The sequence below is a fragment of the Labedaea rhizosphaerae genome, assembly GCF_004362825.1.
Lineage (GTDB): Bacteria > Actinomycetota > Actinomycetes > Mycobacteriales > Pseudonocardiaceae > Labedaea > Labedaea rhizosphaerae.
This window is the reverse complement of sequence record NZ_SNXZ01000002.1, coordinates 170,216-186,049: the sequence shown is the minus strand read 5'-3', so window position 1 is coordinate 186,049 and position 15,834 is coordinate 170,216. Positions and strand designations below refer to the sequence as shown.

General features: G+C 70.5%; 14 protein-coding genes. 10 read left to right on the top strand and 4 right to left on the bottom strand.

Annotated elements, in window-relative coordinates; genetic code table 11:
• The first annotated feature begins 594 nt into the window (after positions 1-594).
• The 5 genes from EV186_RS10460 to EV186_RS10440 all read left to right on the top strand — a co-directional run bounded on the left by EV186_RS10460 (position 595) and on the right by EV186_RS10440 (position 6,504).
• Entirely contained in the window at positions 595-2,232 is a 1,638-nt protein-coding gene (locus EV186_RS10460) for an MFS transporter (RefSeq protein ID WP_133849044.1), read from the top strand.
• Between the two features lie 4 nt (positions 2,233-2,236).
• A complete protein-coding gene (locus tag EV186_RS10455) occupies positions 2,237-2,704 on the top strand; it encodes a cyclic nucleotide-binding domain-containing protein (RefSeq protein WP_133849043.1) in 468 nt (155 codons plus the stop codon).
• Complete coding sequence (locus tag EV186_RS10450) at positions 2,701-4,908, top strand: tryptophan 7-halogenase (RefSeq protein WP_133849042.1); 2,208 nt, start codon at positions 2,701-2,703, stop codon at positions 4,906-4,908. The genes EV186_RS10455 and EV186_RS10450 overlap by 4 nt, the downstream gene beginning before the upstream one ends.
• A 46-nt stretch (positions 4,909-4,954) precedes the next feature.
• Positions 4,955-5,302: a YciI family protein gene (locus EV186_RS10445; protein ID WP_133849041.1), complete on the top strand. Its 348-nt coding sequence runs from the start codon at positions 4,955-4,957 to the stop codon at positions 5,300-5,302.
• A gap of 140 nt (positions 5,303-5,442) precedes the next feature.
• Entirely contained in the window at positions 5,443-6,504 is a 1,062-nt protein-coding gene (locus tag EV186_RS10440; protein WP_133849040.1) for a cobalamin-independent methionine synthase II family protein, read from the top strand.
• Between the two features lie 4 nt (positions 6,505-6,508).
• On the opposite strand, the gene EV186_RS10435 is transcribed toward EV186_RS10440, so the two are convergent.
• The 3 genes from EV186_RS10435 to EV186_RS10425 form a co-directional block, all read right to left on the bottom strand.
• A complete protein-coding gene (locus tag EV186_RS10435; RefSeq protein WP_166659104.1) occupies positions 6,509-7,825 on the bottom strand; it encodes a cation:proton antiporter in 1,317 nt (438 codons plus the stop codon).
• A gap of 107 nt (positions 7,826-7,932) precedes the next feature.
• On the bottom strand, positions 7,933-9,156 hold the full coding sequence (locus EV186_RS10430; protein ID WP_133849038.1) for an MFS transporter: 1,224 nt from the start codon (positions 9,154-9,156) through the stop codon (positions 7,933-7,935).
• On the bottom strand, positions 9,153-10,493 hold the full coding sequence (locus EV186_RS10425; RefSeq protein WP_243753957.1) for an FAD-dependent oxidoreductase: 1,341 nt from the start codon (positions 10,491-10,493) through the stop codon (positions 9,153-9,155). Before EV186_RS10425 ends, EV186_RS10430 begins: the two co-directional genes overlap by 4 nt.
• A 97-nt stretch (positions 10,494-10,590) precedes the next feature.
• Between EV186_RS10425 and EV186_RS10420 the strand changes: the two genes are divergently transcribed.
• The 5 genes from EV186_RS10420 to EV186_RS10400 all read left to right on the top strand — a co-directional run bounded on the left by EV186_RS10420 (position 10,591) and on the right by EV186_RS10400 (position 14,682).
• Positions 10,591-11,430: a helix-turn-helix domain-containing GNAT family N-acetyltransferase gene (locus tag EV186_RS10420; protein WP_133849036.1), complete on the top strand. Its 840-nt coding sequence runs from the start codon at positions 10,591-10,593 to the stop codon at positions 11,428-11,430.
• Between the two features lie 161 nt (positions 11,431-11,591).
• Positions 11,592-12,713, top strand: coding sequence for an AI-2E family transporter (locus EV186_RS10415; RefSeq protein WP_133849035.1), 1,122 nt, complete (start codon positions 11,592-11,594; stop codon positions 12,711-12,713).
• A gap of 127 nt (positions 12,714-12,840) precedes the next feature.
• Complete coding sequence (locus EV186_RS10410) at positions 12,841-13,656, top strand: hypothetical protein (protein ID WP_133849034.1); 816 nt, start codon at positions 12,841-12,843, stop codon at positions 13,654-13,656.
• Complete coding sequence (locus tag EV186_RS10405) at positions 13,653-14,102, top strand: phage holin family protein (protein ID WP_133849033.1); 450 nt, start codon at positions 13,653-13,655, stop codon at positions 14,100-14,102. The genes EV186_RS10410 and EV186_RS10405 overlap by 4 nt, the downstream gene beginning before the upstream one ends.
• A gap of 10 nt (positions 14,103-14,112) precedes the next feature.
• Positions 14,113-14,682 carry a DUF3618 domain-containing protein gene (locus tag EV186_RS10400; RefSeq protein ID WP_133849032.1) on the top strand — a complete coding sequence of 190 codons (570 nt, stop codon included), beginning with the start codon at positions 14,113-14,115 and terminating at the stop codon, positions 14,680-14,682.
• 115 nt (positions 14,683-14,797) lie between these two features.
• Here the strand turns inward: EV186_RS10400 and EV186_RS10395 are convergent, their stop codons facing one another.
• Positions 14,798-15,802, bottom strand: coding sequence for a zinc-binding dehydrogenase (locus EV186_RS10395; protein ID WP_133849031.1), 1,005 nt, complete (start codon positions 15,800-15,802; stop codon positions 14,798-14,800).
• Positions 15,803-15,834: the final 32 nt, after the last annotated feature.

Sequence of the window (15,834 nt, the reverse complement as noted above, 5' to 3'; positions counted from 1 at the left end):
CCTTGGTGATTCGCGGCGAAGATTTGGTGGCTTTTAGGTTCGCGAATGCGTTGGCAGGAAGGAGGTGGTGGCGCGATACTCGTATCGCGCCGCCGAGCTCTCAAGGGCGGCGGGCGGGAGGTTCGCCGGCATCGCTGGTGGGCGCCGTCTCTGCGAATAAGCCCAGGTCACGGGGTTGAACACGTGCTTGGCGCACGTTGCGCCTCGACCTAACGCAGCAATAACCGCCGTCATTCGTAGCACCCCCGGAGGCTGCCGTCCGTACCACTTTGGAGAGTAGGAGGGCGCCCGTTGAATGCCAACGGCAAGGTGTCGTTTTCAGGATCAATCGACACGTTCGGAGTAGTGCGCGTTCTTCTGCTCGGATACTGCGGTGAGTAGTCAAGTCCCGTGTTGTGGGACGCCCGGTGTTCAGCCCTTACCGGTTCGATGGAAATACTACGCTCAGCTACCATGTTCCGATGGTGGCCGGGTAGTTCGCCGGCGGTATCGCGCCGGACGGAAATAGCCGCGGCATAGTGTGCGCTATCACAAACCGGTTGATTGGCGCAATCAGCCGCCTTGCCTAATCCTTGATGTCCAAATGGAGGCCAAATGCCGTCGATGTCCGGGCGAGAACACCCTGTCGCCGCCGGTGGTACGTCCGGTCGGCGCAGGCGCGGCTCCGTCTTCCGGTCGCCTGCGGCGTTCTGGCTCGGCGTCCTGGCGTGCGCGACCGGTGTCGCGCTGCACCTGCCGATGTACTTCATGGCCAAGGACATGGGATACCGGTTGGCCGGCATGGCACCGGACGCCCCGATGCTCGTCGGCATGGCCCTGATCGGCGTCGGTCTCGTGCTCGCGTTGTACGGGCTCGTACCCGCGAACGCGCGGACGATCCGGGCCCGGGCGGCGTCGATCCGGGTCGCGGCCATGGACGACACGAAGGTCCGGTGGCAGCACGTCGCGCTCCTGATCGTCATGACGCTCGCCGTGACGATCGACGTCATGAAGCCGACGACGTTGTCGTTCGTGGCGCCGGGGGTGGCCAAGGAGTACGGCCTGAGCACCGCGGCCAACCCGCACGCCGGGGTGCCGGTGACCTGGCTGCCGCTCTCCGGGATCGTCGGGACGATGCTCGGCTCGTTCCTGTGGGGCTGGGTCGGCGACCGGATCGGGCGGCGGGCGTCCATCCTGTACGCGGGCATCCTGTTCGTCTCGACGGCGATCTGCGGGGCGATGCCGGGGTTCGTGTGGAACCTGCTGATGTGCCTGCTGATGGGCATCGGTGCGGGCGGGATGCTGCCGATCACCTTCGTGCTCATCGCCGAGATCATCCCCGCGCGCCATCGGGGCTGGCTCGTCCTGCTGATCGGCGGCGACATCGCGGGCGCCTACGCGCTGACCAGCTGGTTGGCCGGTACGTTGATGCCGCTCTACAGCTGGCGGATCATGTGGCTGATCGGGCTGCCTACCGGTCTGCTGCTCATCCTGCTCAACCGGTGGATCCCCGAGTCGCCGCGGTTCCTGCTCGCGGCCGGCCGCACCGCGGACGCCGAGGCGGTCATGCGCCGCTACGGCGCCGCGGTCGTCGAAGAGTCCACTTCGGACGTCGAGGTGACCGGCGCGCGATCGATGTTCCGCGCGCCGCTGCGTGCGCCCACGATCGCGGTGGCCGGCATCGCCGTCGCGGCCGGCCTGCTCACCTACGGGTTCCAGTTCTGGGTGCCGAGCAACCTGCAGCGCCTGGGCATCGGTGAGGTCAACGCCGACTTCATCCTGCGCAACTCGGCGCTGGTCGGGCTGCCGCTCACGCTCCTGGTCGCCCTGCTCTACGGGTTCTGGAACAGCCGCAAGACGATGGTCTGCCTGTGCGCGGTGACCGCGCTGTCGGTGCTGGTGTTCGCCGTGTTCGGCGATTCGCTCACCCACCACGAGGTCGTGCTCTCGGCCGTGCTGGTGCTCCCGCTGGCCGGGATCAGCTCGCTGGTCGCCGCCGTGGTGGCCTACGCCGCCGAGCTCTACCCGACGCACATGCGGGCCAAGGGCGCCGGGTTGGTCGCCGGGCTCACCAAGGCCGGGGGAGTGCTGGTGCTCGCGCTCGTGCTCGCCTCCTTCGCCACCCCGTCCCTGGCGGTCACGGCCCTCATGGGCGCCATCCCGCTGATCGCGGCGGTCATCTTGTTCACCCGGACCGCGCCCGACACCCACCAGCGAAGTCTCGAAGACGTCGCGGTCGCCCTGGAGACGTGAGCACATGCGCCGAAAAGACCTACGTCGTTTCACCGCGGTGTTCCCGGACCTCGCCGAGGCGTTGCGGAACTCGGGCGTGCGGCGGTTGTTGTTCGCCGCCCGGCCGGTCCGGTTCGAGACGGGCACGTCGCTGGTGCAGCGCGGGCAGCTCACCGGCGACCTCTACCTCGTGCTCGACGGGTCGGTGCACCTCACCGCGGACGCCGACCGGACGGCGGTGCTCTGGACGGTCGGGCCGGGTGGTTCGGTCGGCGGGAGCGGCTTCGTCGACCCGGGCGTGGCCGAGCTCTACGCGGTCGCGGCGTCGCCCTGCACGACGCTGTGGTTGCGCCACGACCAGTTCGTCGCCCTCGCGGCGACCGAACCGCGCCTTGTTCAAGCACTGCTGGACTTCCTGGCTGTTGAGCTGTTGCGCTCGCGCGACCGGCTCGCGACCCTGTTCTCGAGACTGCGCATGGAGAACCTCGCATGACCACCGGTATGACGGCCGACCCGGCGGCACTGACCAGGGCGCTCACCACGGCCCGGGCGCTGCTGGCCGAGGCCGCCGAATTCCGCACCGCCGCCCCCGCGGATCTCGACGCGCTCGTGGACGCGCTGCACGTCGAGACGGTCGGTGGCGGCCGCACGCTGACCGAGGACGACGGGCCGCCGGGGGCGGCGTGGCTGGTGCTGGAAGGCGAGCTCATCGCCCTGCAGGACGACCGGGAGATCAGCCACTTCGTGCCCGGCGACTGGGTGGGGGCGGCCGGCCTGCTGACCGACACGGGCGACACGGACGACACGGACGATGCATCCACGATCCGTGCGCTGGCCCCCAGCACCGTCGCCCGGCTGGGTGCCGAGGCCCGCGCGGCCCTCGAGGCGGACCGGCCGGCGTTGCGGATTCCCTTGCGCCGCACGCTGATCCGGGCCCTGGCGGGCGAGGCGCGCCAGCTCGGCCGTCGGGTCAGCGGGCAACTCGGCGGCGCGGGTACCCCGGCCGACCTCGAGGACACCGAACAGGTCGACGTCGTCGTGGTGGGCGGCGGCCCGATCGGGCTGGCCTACGCGATCTGGCTCAAACGTGCGCGCCCGGCCACTCGCATCGTGGTGCTGGACCGCCGGGCGCGGCCCGGCTACAAGGTCGGCGAGAGCACGTTGTCGACCACCGTGCGCAGCCTGCGCTCGCTCGGCTTGTCGCACACCATGTTGCGGCGTCTGTTCGCGAACAAGCTCGGACTCGCCTTCTGGTGGGTGGGCCCGGAGAGCGAGCAGCCGGGCAGCCACATCGACGTGATCGAGATCGAGGAGACGTTCCAGGTCGAGCGCCGGGTGCTCGAGGTCGCGCTGCTGCAGTGCGCGGCCCAGTTGGGCATCGACGTGCGGACCGAGTGGCGGGTCGACGTCACCAGGAGCGCCATCCGCGCGCCACGCAGCACCCTCGTGTGCGAAACACCGGACGGCGAGCACCGGATGAGCGCGGCGGTCGTCTGCGACGCCAGCGGGATGGCGGCGGTGATCCCGCGGGCCCTCGGCCGCTACCGCAAGCCGCCGGACACCATCGACGCCAACTCCTACTTCGGCTACTTCAAGCGGCTCGCGAACGCGGACCTGGACCACTGGGACATCGCGGCGACCCGGCACCTGTGCTTCCCCGAGGGCTGGTGGTGGTTCATCACCGTCTGCAGCTGGGAGCGGATGAGCGACGAGAACCTCGGGGCGATGATCGGCGCGATGTTCGACGAGCTGCCGGCCGAGGACGGCGACGATGTGCCGACCCGCGCCGACTACGCGGCCCGCTTCGACGCCAAGACCGAGGAGATCGTCAGCATCGGCGTGGTGGTCCGCGACGACCTCGACGACAGCAAGCACCTCAAGCCCGAGGACCGGTTCGACCACTGGGTGAAGAAGTACCCCGGCGTGGAGTACATCCTGCGCAACTACGAACGCGTCGAGCAGCCCTATGGCAAGCACCGCTCCATCTCCACGTTCCAGAAGATGTCGCACGACCTCGACACGGCCGCGGGCGACGGCTGGCTCGCCGTCGGCGACTCGGCGTTCTTCGTCAACCCGCTGTTCTCCCCGGGGCTGAACTTCGGCAACGGCACCGCGTACATGGCCGTGCAGGCCACGATCCGCGCGCTCGACACCGCGGACCCCAGCCGCGAGACGTTCCGGTCCTACGAGACCTACATCCGGGCCGTCGGCACGGCGTTGTTGCGCGAGAACGAGATGCTCTACCGCGGCTTCCGCTCGGCGCGCTCGTTCGAGCGGGTGCTGATGCTGAAGTTCTTCTTCGGCATCACCGACATCCTGCCGCGCGGGGACTTCTCGCCGTCGGACCCGTACGCCTACAACCTGCTCGACCCGAGGTTCACCAACACCGTGCAGCAGACCATCGCGATCATGCGCGACGGCGAGGAACGCGGCGAGGACCCGGATGTGACGGCCGAGAAGGTGGCCGCGGTCGTGGATGCGCTCGCCGAGTGGTTGCGTGATCAGCCGGTGGTGAAAGAAGCCCGGATCGGGCGCTACTTCACCCACTACACCGACGACCTGCAGCGGGTCGAGGAGCGGGTGCGGGAACCAGGGGACTTCCGGACCTGGCGCTGCACCGAGTGCCGCTCGTTCGTCGAAGAGACGTTCCACCGCTGCCTGGTGTGCGGATCTCCGGCCCCCGCAAGGAAAGCCTGAGCGCGGCCCTGGCCGGCGAGGGGCGCGGGAAACCGGCGGAGGTGCGGTGGACTACGTGCTGCTGGTCCATGGTCCAAGCTCGGCTGGCGACGAGGTGCCCGCCTGGGCTGCCGCGTTCCTGCGGATTTGCCTGCGGAGCGGGATACCCGTCTCCGGTCAATTGCTGGCGGCGGACTGCATTGCCACTTCGCTTTTGTATAGCAATGGCCGCACGGACATCGTCGATGGTCCAATCGAGCAGACCTCGAGACAGCTCGGTGCGTGCTTCACCGTCGAGTGCCCGCACTTGGACGCGGTCCTGGAGCTGTTGCGCGACGCGCCGATCCTCGAGCAGGGCTCGGTCGAGATCCGCCCGGTGGACCCGGTGTCGCAGCAGATGTGGCTCGCCGGGTAAACCCCACTCACCCGCATGAGGATGATCGTTGGTATGAACGGGTAGAACGGATACCCGAACTCTCCGCATCATCGATTGATCACGGTACAAACGCCTGTCGAAGGCACGCGCCCATTCCTCCCGAACACGCAGGAGCGCAGATGCGGATCCCCACCGAATCGATCGGCAGCATCCCCCGGCCCGAGTACCTGGCCGACGCCATGCGCGAGCACGGCGAAGGCGCGTTGTCCGCCGCCGGACTGGCCGAGGTACAGGCACGGGCGGTCGCCGAGACGATCGCCGCCCTGGAGCAGACCGGCTCCACCGTGCTGACCGACGGCGAACAGGCCAAGCCCAGCTTCGCCACCTACCCGATCGCCGGCATCGAGACGCTGTCGCCGGACGGCGTGGTCATCCCCTTCGCCGACGGCCACACCCGGCAGTTGCCCAGCCTCACCGAAGGCCCGTTCCGTTACCGCACGCGCGCCGACGAGTACCTCATCGCCGCCCGCAAGCACACCAGCCGCCCGATCAAGCAGCCGACGATCGCGCCGTCCGCGCTGAGCCTGCTGTACCCGGCCGACGGGATCGACGGCTACTCCCGCGACCAGTTCCTCGACGACCTCGTGGACGAGGCCGCCGCGGACATCCGCAGGTGCCTGGACGCGGGCGCGGACTCGGTGCAACTCGACTTCACCGAGGGCAGGCTGTCGCTGAAGCTGGATCCGTCCGGCGACCTGCTCCGGTCCTTTGTGGAGCTCAACAACCGGGTCCTCGACCGCTTCACCCCGGACGAGCAGCAGCGGATCGGCGTGCACACCTGTCCCGGTGGCGACCAGGATTCCGTGCACAGCCTGGATGTCGACTACGCCGGCTTGCTGCCGCTGTTGTTCGAGATGCACGCCGGGCGGTTCTACGTCCAGATGGCGAGCGAGACCGAACCGGAACGCGCGCTGTCGGTGATCGCGGACTCGCTGAAGCCCACGCAGCGGGTGTTCGTCGGCGTCATCGACCCGATCGATCCTGCGGTCGAGACGCCCGAGCTCGTGCGGGATCGGATCCTGCAGGCCGCGCGCATCCTGCCCGTGGACCGGCTCGGGACGTGCGACGACTGCGGCTTCGCGCCGTTCGCGGACGACACGTCGACGTCCCGGGAAACGGCGTTCGCCAAGATCAAGGCCAGGGTCGAGGGCACCAGGCTGGCCGAAGCCGAACTCGGCTGACCGGTCACGCGGGCGGCCGGACGGTGGCTTCTTCTTGGGCCTCGGTCCGGCCGCTTTCAGCTGTCTTGGTGCGGGTTGCCTGCTGGTCCATCCCGTCCGGCAAGGAGGCGCGGTAGATCGGCATCGCGGCGCCGGTGGTGATGATCGCGACCAGGACGAGGATGGTGAAGAGGCCTGGGGTGACCATCTGGTACGCCAGCCCGATGTTGATGAAGATCAGGATCATCAGGCCGCGGGCGTTCATCAGGCCGCCGACCGCGGACGCGTAACGCCAGGAGAAGCCCTGCAGGCGCACGACCGACGCGCAGCCGAGGTACTTGCCGACGATGGCCGCGAGGGAGATCACCACGAGCGGCACCCACATGTTGCCACCCGCGCCGAAGCCGGTGAGCTGCGTGTTGAGACCGCTGTAGGCGAAGAACACCGGCAGCAGCAGGATCGAGTTCAGGTCAGTGAGCCGGCTCTGGAGTTCCCGGCGCATCGTCGGCGACTGTGGCATGGCCAGACCGGTGATGAACCCGCCGAACACCGAGAAGATGCCGATGTAGTCGGTGAACCAGCCGGCCGCGATCACCGTGAACAGGATGACGGCCATCGCGTCGCGACCGATGCGGCCATCGCGTTCGACCCGGGCGCCGAGCCGGGCGAACAACCGGCGGCCCACGGTCAGCATCAGCACCGCGAACAGCGCCGCGCCGAGGATCGTGGTCACGGCGTCCATCGGGTCGCCGGCCGTCCCGACGACGATGATCACGGCGAGCAACGCCCACGCGGCCGCATCGTCGATGGCGGCGGCGACGAGAGTCAGGCCGCCGATCGGGGAATTGGCGATGCCGCGTTCCTGCAGAATCCGGGCGAGCATCGGAAATGCGGTGATCGATAGGGCGCCGCCGACGAACAGCATGAATTCCCAAATGGTCGATCCCGCCGGGCTGAGCGAGCTGTAGAACACCGCGGCGGCGGCCGAGCCGAGGATGAAGGTCGGCACGATCCCGGACGCCGCGAGGATCGAGGCCCGCCGGGCGCTCGGACCCGAGATGAGGTGGTGGTCGAGCGACCCGCCGACCAGGAACATGTAGAAGGTCAACCCGATGGTGCTCAGGACGTAGAGCACGTTCTTGACGTCAGAAGGGAAAAGGTGGGCCTCGACGGCCGGGGCGAGCGCGCCGAGCAACGGCGGCCCGAGCAGGACGCCGGCCACCATCTCGCCGACCACCCGGGGCTGGCGGACCAGCATGGCCAGGCGTCCGCACGCGGTCGTGGCGGCGAGCACCACAGCGAGCGCGGCGAACACCTTGAGTGCGAATTGGATCTGATTCATTCGGTTCTCCACGAGGCGAATTGCCGCACGGTGCTGTCGGCGTTCAGCGGGAATCGTCGAAGTGGTGCACCGCATGCTCTCACCGGCGTGGTGACCGGAATAGCTGTTCAAATGGACGTACTCGGCGGGCGCGGCCGCGCGCCGGCCAGGGAAAGCACGGCGGCGCCGCCCGTGGCCGCCGCCATCACCAAGAACGCCGCCGGGTAGCCACCGACGAGATCGGCCAGCGCCGCGCCGGCGAACGGCGCGAGCGCCATGGTGATCGTGAGCGGCGCGGAGAGCAGGCCGGTGAGGCGTGCGTAGTGCGCCGCGCCCCACCGGTCGGTGACCGCGGTGGCCTGCAACAGGGTGAACACCCCGCGCACCATGCCCGCGAGGATCGCGGCGCCGATCAGGGTGGCCGCGCTCGTGAACACACCGAGCAGCGCCGTGGTGGCCGCCATCGCCGCGAGGATCAGGAAAGCCCGCCCCCGGGCCGTGGTGCGGCGGGTGAGGGTGGCGTAGCCGAGCCGGCCTGCGACCTGCCCGGCCCCGCCGAGCCCGAGCGCGATGGCGGCGACGCCGGTGCCGACGCCGCGTTCGGCGAGCAGGGGCACGAGGTTGACCACGATGGCGAACGTGGTGAACGCGGCGATGCTGAGGGCGACGGTGAGGACGACGAACGCGCGGCTGCGGGCGATCCGGCCCGGATCGGTCTCGTGCCGCGGTTCGAGCGGCGGGCGCGGTGGCCAAGGCAAGCGCAACCCGAACCAGTGACCGGGAATCGTGACCGCGGCGAGGATCGCGGCGAGCACGAGGTAGGTGTCGCGCCAGTCCAGGTGCGCGGCGAGCCACGCGGTCAGCGGCGCGAAGATCGTGCTGGAGAACCCCGCCGCCAGGGTGAGCGCGGTGAGCGCGCGGACCCGGTTCGGTCCGTGCCAGCGGGTCAGCGCGGCGAACGCGGGCGGGTACAGCACCGCGCCCATCGCCACCCCGGCCAGCAGCCACGCCGCCAGGAACCACGCCAGGTTCTGGGCGCAGGCAACGGTGATGACCGCGGGCACCCCCAGCAGCGAGCCCGCGGTCATCACCCCGCGCGGACCGTTGCGGTCCAGCCACCGCCCGACCGGGATGCCGACCAGCGCGGCGACCAACTGGCTGGCCGACAGGGCCGCGGTGATCGCCGTGGTCGACCAACCGGTGTCGGCGGTGATGTGCGCGGCCAGCACGGGGAAGGCGTAGTAGAGGACGCCCCAGCTGGTGATCTCGGTCGCGCACAACACCACCAGCGCCCGCCGCAACCGGGCCCCGGTGAGCGGGCCCTGGTCGCGCGCGAGGGGACCGGTCGTCACCGGCCGGGCGGCGCGGACAACGTCAGGTCCTGCGGAGCGGGAGCGCCGCAACCGCCACCAGACGTACTTTCGGCCGGCTGGTCGAACAACCCGGCGCCGCCGCACACGCCGGTCTCGGGTAACGCCGGCGCGACCTGTTCGGCCGATGCGCGATCCCCGGCCAGGTCGGCCGCGATCGACCGGACCTGCTCGTAGCCGGTCATCGCGAGGAACGTCGGGGCGCGGCCGTAGCTCTTCATCCCGGCCAGGAAAACACCCGGCTCCGGCTGTGCCAACTCCCTGACCCCGTGCGGGTGGACGGTGCCGCACGAATGCACGTTCGGGTCGATGAGCGGCGCCAGTGCGGTCGGGGCCTGCAACGCCGGATCCAACGCCAGCCGGACCTCTGAGAGCCACGCCAGGTCCGGCCGGAACCCGGTCAGCACCACGACTTCGTCCACCCCGTCGACCCGCGCGCCGTCGGCCGACACCAGGGTCAGCAGCCCGTGGGCGTCCCGGCGCACCTCTTCGGTGCGGAATCCGGTCACCACCCGGATGTGACCGGCGGCGAGCGCGGCCTTGGCCCGCAGGCCGAGCGCGCCGCGGGCCGGGAGCTGGTCGGCCTCGCCGCCGCCGAACACCGCGCCGACCGCCTGCCGGCGCAGCAGCCACGTGAGCCGCGTCGAGGGGTGCCGCTCGGCCAGGCCGGTGAACGCGACGAGAGCGGTCAGCGCCGAGTGCCCGGCCCCGGCCACCACCACGTGCCGACCCGCATACCGGGCGGCGACTTCGGCGTCGGTCAGGTCCGGCACCCGGTAGGCGATCCGGTCGGCCGTGTCGGTTTCGCCGATGGCTGGCGGGCCGTCGGCCCCCAGCGGGTTCGGCGAACCCCACGTCCCCGACGCGTCGATCACGGCACGCGCGGTGACCCGTTCCTCGGCGCGGGTGCCGCGCACGTGCACGGTCAGCGGCTCGGTGTCGCGTCCCGCGTCGACGACCCGGTCGCGGCCGCGGCGCGCGACGCCGACCACCTCGGTGCCGAACCGGACGCGGTCGCCGAGCGCGTCCGCCAAGGGCCGCAAGTACGACCCGGCCCACTCGGCGCCGGTCGGGTAGGTGTCCGCGTCCGGGTGCCGCCAGCCCAGCGGCGCCAGCAGCCGGCGCGCGGCGGGCGCCACCAGGTCGGCCCACCGGGAGAACAGCCGCACGTGGTGCCACTGCGCGACCGCCGCACCAGCCTGCGCCCCGCGCTCGAACACGAGCACCGGAACGCCACGCTCGACCAGCTCGACCGCCGCGGCCAGACCCACCGGGCCGGCACCGATCACCACTACCGGGAGGTCTTCCTCAGCCGTCACGCAGTCCACCTTCCATCGATCAGCTTCGATTGATGGCGGCGAGAGTATCGATGCTGGTCGATGGATGCAAATCAATGAGAATCGATACCCTTGACCCATGTCGATCGCGTTGCCCCAGGTCAAGACCCTGCCCGCCGGTGAGGCCGCCACCTACGCCGAGTGGTTCGCCTGCCTCGCCGAGCCCGTGCGTGTCCGGCTGCTGCACGCCGTCGCGACCAGCCCCAAGGGCATCACGGTCGGCGTGCTCACCCGGATCATCGGCACGAGCCAATCCACCACGTCGCACCACGTGCGCAAGCTCGCCGACGTCGGGTTCGTGCACCTGCGCAAGGAGGGCACGGCGACGATCGTCACGGTCAACGAAGCCTGCTGCTCGGGACTGCCGCACGCCGCCGACGCCGTGATGGGCCTGCTCACCCCGCGCTCTGCCTACCCGGACAACCTGCCCGACGACGTGACGGTGCGGGCGCTGCGGTCCAAGGACTGGCCTGCGGTGCGGCGCATCTACCGCGAGGGCATCGAGACCGGCATCGCCACGTTCGAGACCACGGTGCCCAGCCGGGCGAGCCTTGACGCGAAGTGGCTCCCGGACCACCGCTGGGTCGCCGAACTCGACGGCGAGGTCGTCGGTTGGACCGCGGCCACCCCGGTGTCCACACGCGACTGCTACGCCGGCGTCGCCGAAACGTCGATCTACGTCGCCGGCGGCCACCGTGGTCGTGGCATCGGGAAAGCGTTGCTGCACAAGCAGGTCACCGCCGCCGACGAAGCCGGGATCTGGACGCTGCAGACCGCCATCTTCACCGAGAACCGCGCCAGCATCGCCCTGCACCACTCGGCCGGTTACCGCACGGTCGGCATCCGGGAGCGCATCGCCCAGCTCAACGGCCGCTGGCACGACACCGCCCTCATCGAACGCCGCTCACCCACCTGCTGATCCTTGCTCGACGTGGGGGCCGCTCGCTTGGCCCACACCAGTGCTGGGTCTCGCCAGGGTGGCCTTGAGCGAGTCCGTGAAGTGGGAGGTTTCCGGCGGCGTCCTCGCGGTCATCCCCGCTTGTGACGTCGACGAGTGTTGAGCGCAGGGCCACGCGCATCATGCTGATCGCCATCGGGTTGGGGCTGGTGGCGCTCATCCTGGTGGAGTTGGTGCTCCGGGTGGAGCGGGTGCTGGTCTGGATGGCGATCGCCGCCTTCTTCACCGCGGCGCTGGCCCCGGCGGTGGACTGGGTCCAGCGCCGGATGCCGCGCTGCAAGCGGACCCTGGCCACCCTGCTCGTGTTCGTGTTGATCCTGTTGGTATTCGGTGGGCTGCTCGCCGTGTTCGCGGTGCCGCTGGCCCGCGAGGGCACCCAGTTGGCGAACCAGCTACCGGCCATGGTCGCCGACGCGCGGGCCGGCCGTGGCCCGCTCGGCGGCCTGCTCGACCGCACCCACGCGCTGGACTACCTGCAGCAGAACCAAGAACGCATCAAGCAGTTCGCCATGGGCTTGGGCACTCCGGCGCTGAACCTCCTCCGGGGCCTGGCCACCGGCGTGGTCGCCGCGTTGACGATCTTCGTGCTCTCCTTCCTGGCGGTGCTGCAAGCGCCCAAGCTCGTCGAGGGCACGCTGGCGCTGCTCCCACCGGCCAGCGCCGGACGGTGGCGCGCCGTGGGCCGTGAGTGCGTGCGGACGGTCACGGGCTACGTCACCGGCAACCTGATCATCAGCGTGGTGTGCGGCCTGCTGACCTACCTCGTGCTGAAGATCTTCGGGGTGCCGTTCGCCGGCCTGATCGCCCTGTTCGTCGGCATCGCCGACCTGATCCCGCTGGTGGGCGCGACCCTCGGCGCGATCGTCGCCGCCCTCGCCGCGTTCATCCACTCGGTGCCCGCCGGGATCGCGATCGTCGTGTTCTTCGTCGTCTACCAGCAGGTCGAGAACCACGTGCTGCAGCCGATCGTCTTCGCCCGCACGGTGAAGCTGAACCCGCTGACGGTCATCGTCGCGATCCTGCTGGCCACCGAACTGGCCGGCATCCTCGGCGCGCTGCTCGCGATCCCGGTCGCCGGCATCATCCAGGTCGTGCTCAAGGACGTCTGGCGACACCGCCGCGAGCGCGCCCCCGTCGAGAGCGCCCCTGTCGAGAGCGTCACCGTCGAGAGCACCCCCGGCCAGACCTCAACTCGACCGTCCACTTCGGACGAGCGGGCCGAAGGTGAGCGATTCTCCACCTGACGGGTGGAACTTGACGAAAATTGCCCTTCGAATCGAGGTGTTCCGGTCGTCGTTGCGGGTAGTCGCGGCCCCGAACGACAGCGACGCGGGTGCTGCCACAGCGGCACCCCACCGGAAGGACAGCGACATGACCGAGACATCCGATCCGTTCGCCGTGCCACTCGCGGGCCGGCCCCCGGGTCCGGGACAAGCGAACGAGGGGAAGACCACGCAGGTCGTGCAGTCGGCCAAGGAGTCCGGCGCCGAGGTGGCGCAGACCGCGGCCGAGCAGGTCAAGGCGGTCACGGCCGAGGCGGGCCACGAGCTGCGCGAACTGGTGGACCAGGCCCGCGACCAGCTGCGCGAGCAGGCCGGGAACCAGCAGCGCAAGGTCGTGGACGGCCTGCGCTCGCTGGTCGACGAGTTGCGTGGGATGGCCGACAAGAGTGAGCAGTCGGGCCCGGCCACCCAGATGGTGCGCCAGAGCTCGCACTTCGTCGCCCAGGCCGCGGACTGGCTCGACGAGCGCGAAGCCGGCGACCTGATCGACGAGGTCCGACGGCTGGGCCGCCGCAAGCCCAGTGCGTTCCTCGCCGGTGCGGCCCTGGCCGGCGTCCTCGCCGGGCGCCTGACCCGGGGCGTGACCGACGCGGGCTCCGGCGACGACCGCTCGAGCGACGGAGGTCGTGACCTCGGCGGCGGCCAGCACCGGCTCGCCGCCGACGTGACGAACCCGATTCCCGCACCCCCACCGGTGACCGCCTCCCCGGGAGCGATCGCACCACCGCCGCCGGCCGTCTACCCGGTCGAGCCGTCGGCCACGTACCCGACCGAACCGCCTGTTGCCTACCCGGTCGAGCCCCCGTCCGCGTACCCGCCGGGTGCGGTCGGCGAGCCGGTCTACGGCACCCCCGGAACCGATGTGCCGGTGCGCCGCCCGGGTGACCCCGGAGTGGCGCCATGACCTCGTTCGAAGGACGCCAGGCGGATCTTCCGCCCGGTCCGGTCGCGAATCCGGCGCAACCCCACGAGGACGTGTCGGAGAAGTCGATCGGCGACCTGCTCGGCGAGATCAGTCGCGACCTGTCGGTGCTGATGCGCCAAGAGGTCGAACTGGCCACCGCGGAGATCAAGCAGGAGGTCGCCAAGACGGGCAAGGGCGCGGGCATGCTCGCGGGCGCCGGTTTCGCCGGCTACATGGTGCTGCTGTTCGCCTCGATCGCGTTGTGGGCCGGGCTGTCCAACGTGATCGACGCGGGGTGGTCGGCGCTGATCGTCATGGCGATCTGGGCGGTGATCGCGGTGGTGCTCGGGGTGAGCGGCCGCACGAGGCTGCGCGCCGTGCACCCCAAGCCGGAACGGACGGTCGACACCCTCAAACGGGTTCCCGACGCGCTCAAAGGCCAGTGAGGAGAAGGAAATGACCGAGAAGAGCCCGGAACAGATCCGGCGCGAGATCGATCGGACGCGCGCGGAGTTGAGCAGCGACGTGCAGACGCTGACGGAGAAGGTCAGCCCCGGACGCGCGATGGGTCGGCAGGTGCAGCGCACGCGCAACGCGATGACCAGAGCCAAGGAGCGCGTCATGGGCAGCGACAGCGGATCGAGCGGTGGTGGCTTGGCGTCGGCCAAGGAGAGCATCGCGGATGCGGCGGGGTCGGTGCCCGAGGTCGCGCGGCAGCAGGCCCAGGGGAACCCGATCGCGGCCGGGTTGATCGCGTTCGGCGCGGGGTGGCTGGTGTCGTCGCTGCTGCCCGCGAGCAAGGCGGAGCAGCAGCTCGCCGTGCAGGCCAAGGACAAGGCCGCGGAGGTCGCCCAGCCGGTGATGCAGCAGGCCAAGGCGGCCGGGCAGGATCTGGCGGAGGGCATGAAGGAGCCTGCCCGGCAGGCCGTGGACCAGGTCCGTTCGACCGCGCAGGACGCGGCGGGCACCGTGACCGACCAGGCGAAGCAGTCGGCCGCCGACGTCAGGGACGAGGCCAAGGCCTGACACCGGCCCGTGACCGGAGACGCCGCGACGTGAACGCGTCGCGGCGTCTGCTCGCCAGGCGCTGTCCTGTGGATCTCGGCGCGAACACCGCGACCACGGATCCGCAGGACAGCGCCTAGCGCCAGGGGTCGAGGGCGTGCTTGCCCTGGGTCTGTCCGGCTTCGAGCCGGCGCAGCACCGCCGGTCCTTCGGCCAGGGGGTGGACCAGGGGAGTGCCAGGCGGATAGACGCCTTCGGCGATGAGCAGCTCGAGTTCGGCGAGCACCGACCGGTACAGGGCGGGTGCCTTGGCCGCCAACGCGCCGATGTGCAGGCCCTTGACCTGGACCTGGTGGGTGAACACCAGGTCGTGCGTGGTCAGGGTGGCCTCGCCCGATGCGGCGCCGAACACCACGACCCGTCCGGTGAAGGGTTTGGTGACCGACAGGCTGACCGGGAACGTGGCCTGCCCGACCGACTCCAGGACGAGGTCGACCCCGCCGGTGCGCCGCATGACCTCCGCAGCCAGGTCGGGGTGCGCGCTGTCCAGCACTTCCTCGGCACCGAGCGCCCTGACGGTGTCGTGCTTGCCCGCCGACGCCACGGCGAGCACGCGGGCACCGTAGTGGCGGGCGAGGCGGACCGCGGCCTGGCCCACGCCGCCGGCCGCGGCGTGGACGAGGACCACGTCACCGGTCTCGACCTGGCCCACCGGCTTGAGCGCGGCCAGGGCGGTGGCCCAGTTCAGCACCAGGCCGAGGGCCTCGTCATCGCGCCGGCCGGACGGCACGGGAAGCGCCTGCGCCGCGGGCATCGTCATGTACTGCGCGAAAGCACCGGGACCCGTCCCGATGACGTGGGTGCCGAGCGGAAGCGCATCGTCGACCTCCGGTCCGATGCCCACGATCTCGCCGGCGGCTTCGAAGCCCGCCACGTAGGGCGCCCGCGGGCCGCCGCCGTAGGTCCCACGGCTCTGCATGAGGTCCGCGAAGTTGATCCCGGCGGCGCCCACGCGGATCAGGTACTCGCCGGGTCCCGGCGCGGGCCGGGGGTGCTCAGAGGTGAGGACGAGGTCGTCCGGGCCCTGGTGTGACCGCTGGACGAGTGCTCGCATCGGCCGCGCGGCCTCGGTGGTGTCCATGTGCGCGAAGGTAGAAACCCGACACTTGTGTC

Bases quoted from the DNA above. Each gene is read 5' to 3' on its own strand.
- EV186_RS10460 (WP_133849044.1), top strand. From the start codon at position 595: ATGCCGTCGATGTCCGGGCGAGAACACCCTGTCGCCGCCGGTGGTACG.
- EV186_RS10455 (WP_133849043.1), top strand. From the start codon at position 2,237: ATGCGCCGAAAAGACCTACGTCGTTTCACCGCGGTGTTCCCGGACCTC.
- EV186_RS10450 (WP_133849042.1), top strand. From the start codon at position 2,701: ATGACCACCGGTATGACGGCCGACCCGGCGGCACTGACCAGGGCGCTC.
- EV186_RS10440 (WP_133849040.1), top strand. From the start codon at position 5,443: ATGCGGATCCCCACCGAATCGATCGGCAGCATCCCCCGGCCCGAGTAC.
- EV186_RS10435 (WP_166659104.1), bottom strand. From the start codon at position 7,825: ATGAATCAGATCCAATTCGCACTCAAGGTGTTCGCCGCGCTCGCTGTG.
- EV186_RS10420 (WP_133849036.1), top strand. From the start codon at position 10,591: ATGTCGATCGCGTTGCCCCAGGTCAAGACCCTGCCCGCCGGTGAGGCC.
- EV186_RS10415 (WP_133849035.1), top strand. From the start codon at position 11,592: ATGCTGATCGCCATCGGGTTGGGGCTGGTGGCGCTCATCCTGGTGGAG.
- EV186_RS10410 (WP_133849034.1), top strand. From the start codon at position 12,841: ATGACCGAGACATCCGATCCGTTCGCCGTGCCACTCGCGGGCCGGCCC.
- EV186_RS10405 (WP_133849033.1), top strand. From the start codon at position 13,653: ATGACCTCGTTCGAAGGACGCCAGGCGGATCTTCCGCCCGGTCCGGTC.
- EV186_RS10400 (WP_133849032.1), top strand. From the start codon at position 14,113: ATGACCGAGAAGAGCCCGGAACAGATCCGGCGCGAGATCGATCGGACG.
- EV186_RS10395 (WP_133849031.1), bottom strand. From the start codon at position 15,802: ATGGACACCACCGAGGCCGCGCGGCCGATGCGAGCACTCGTCCAGCGG.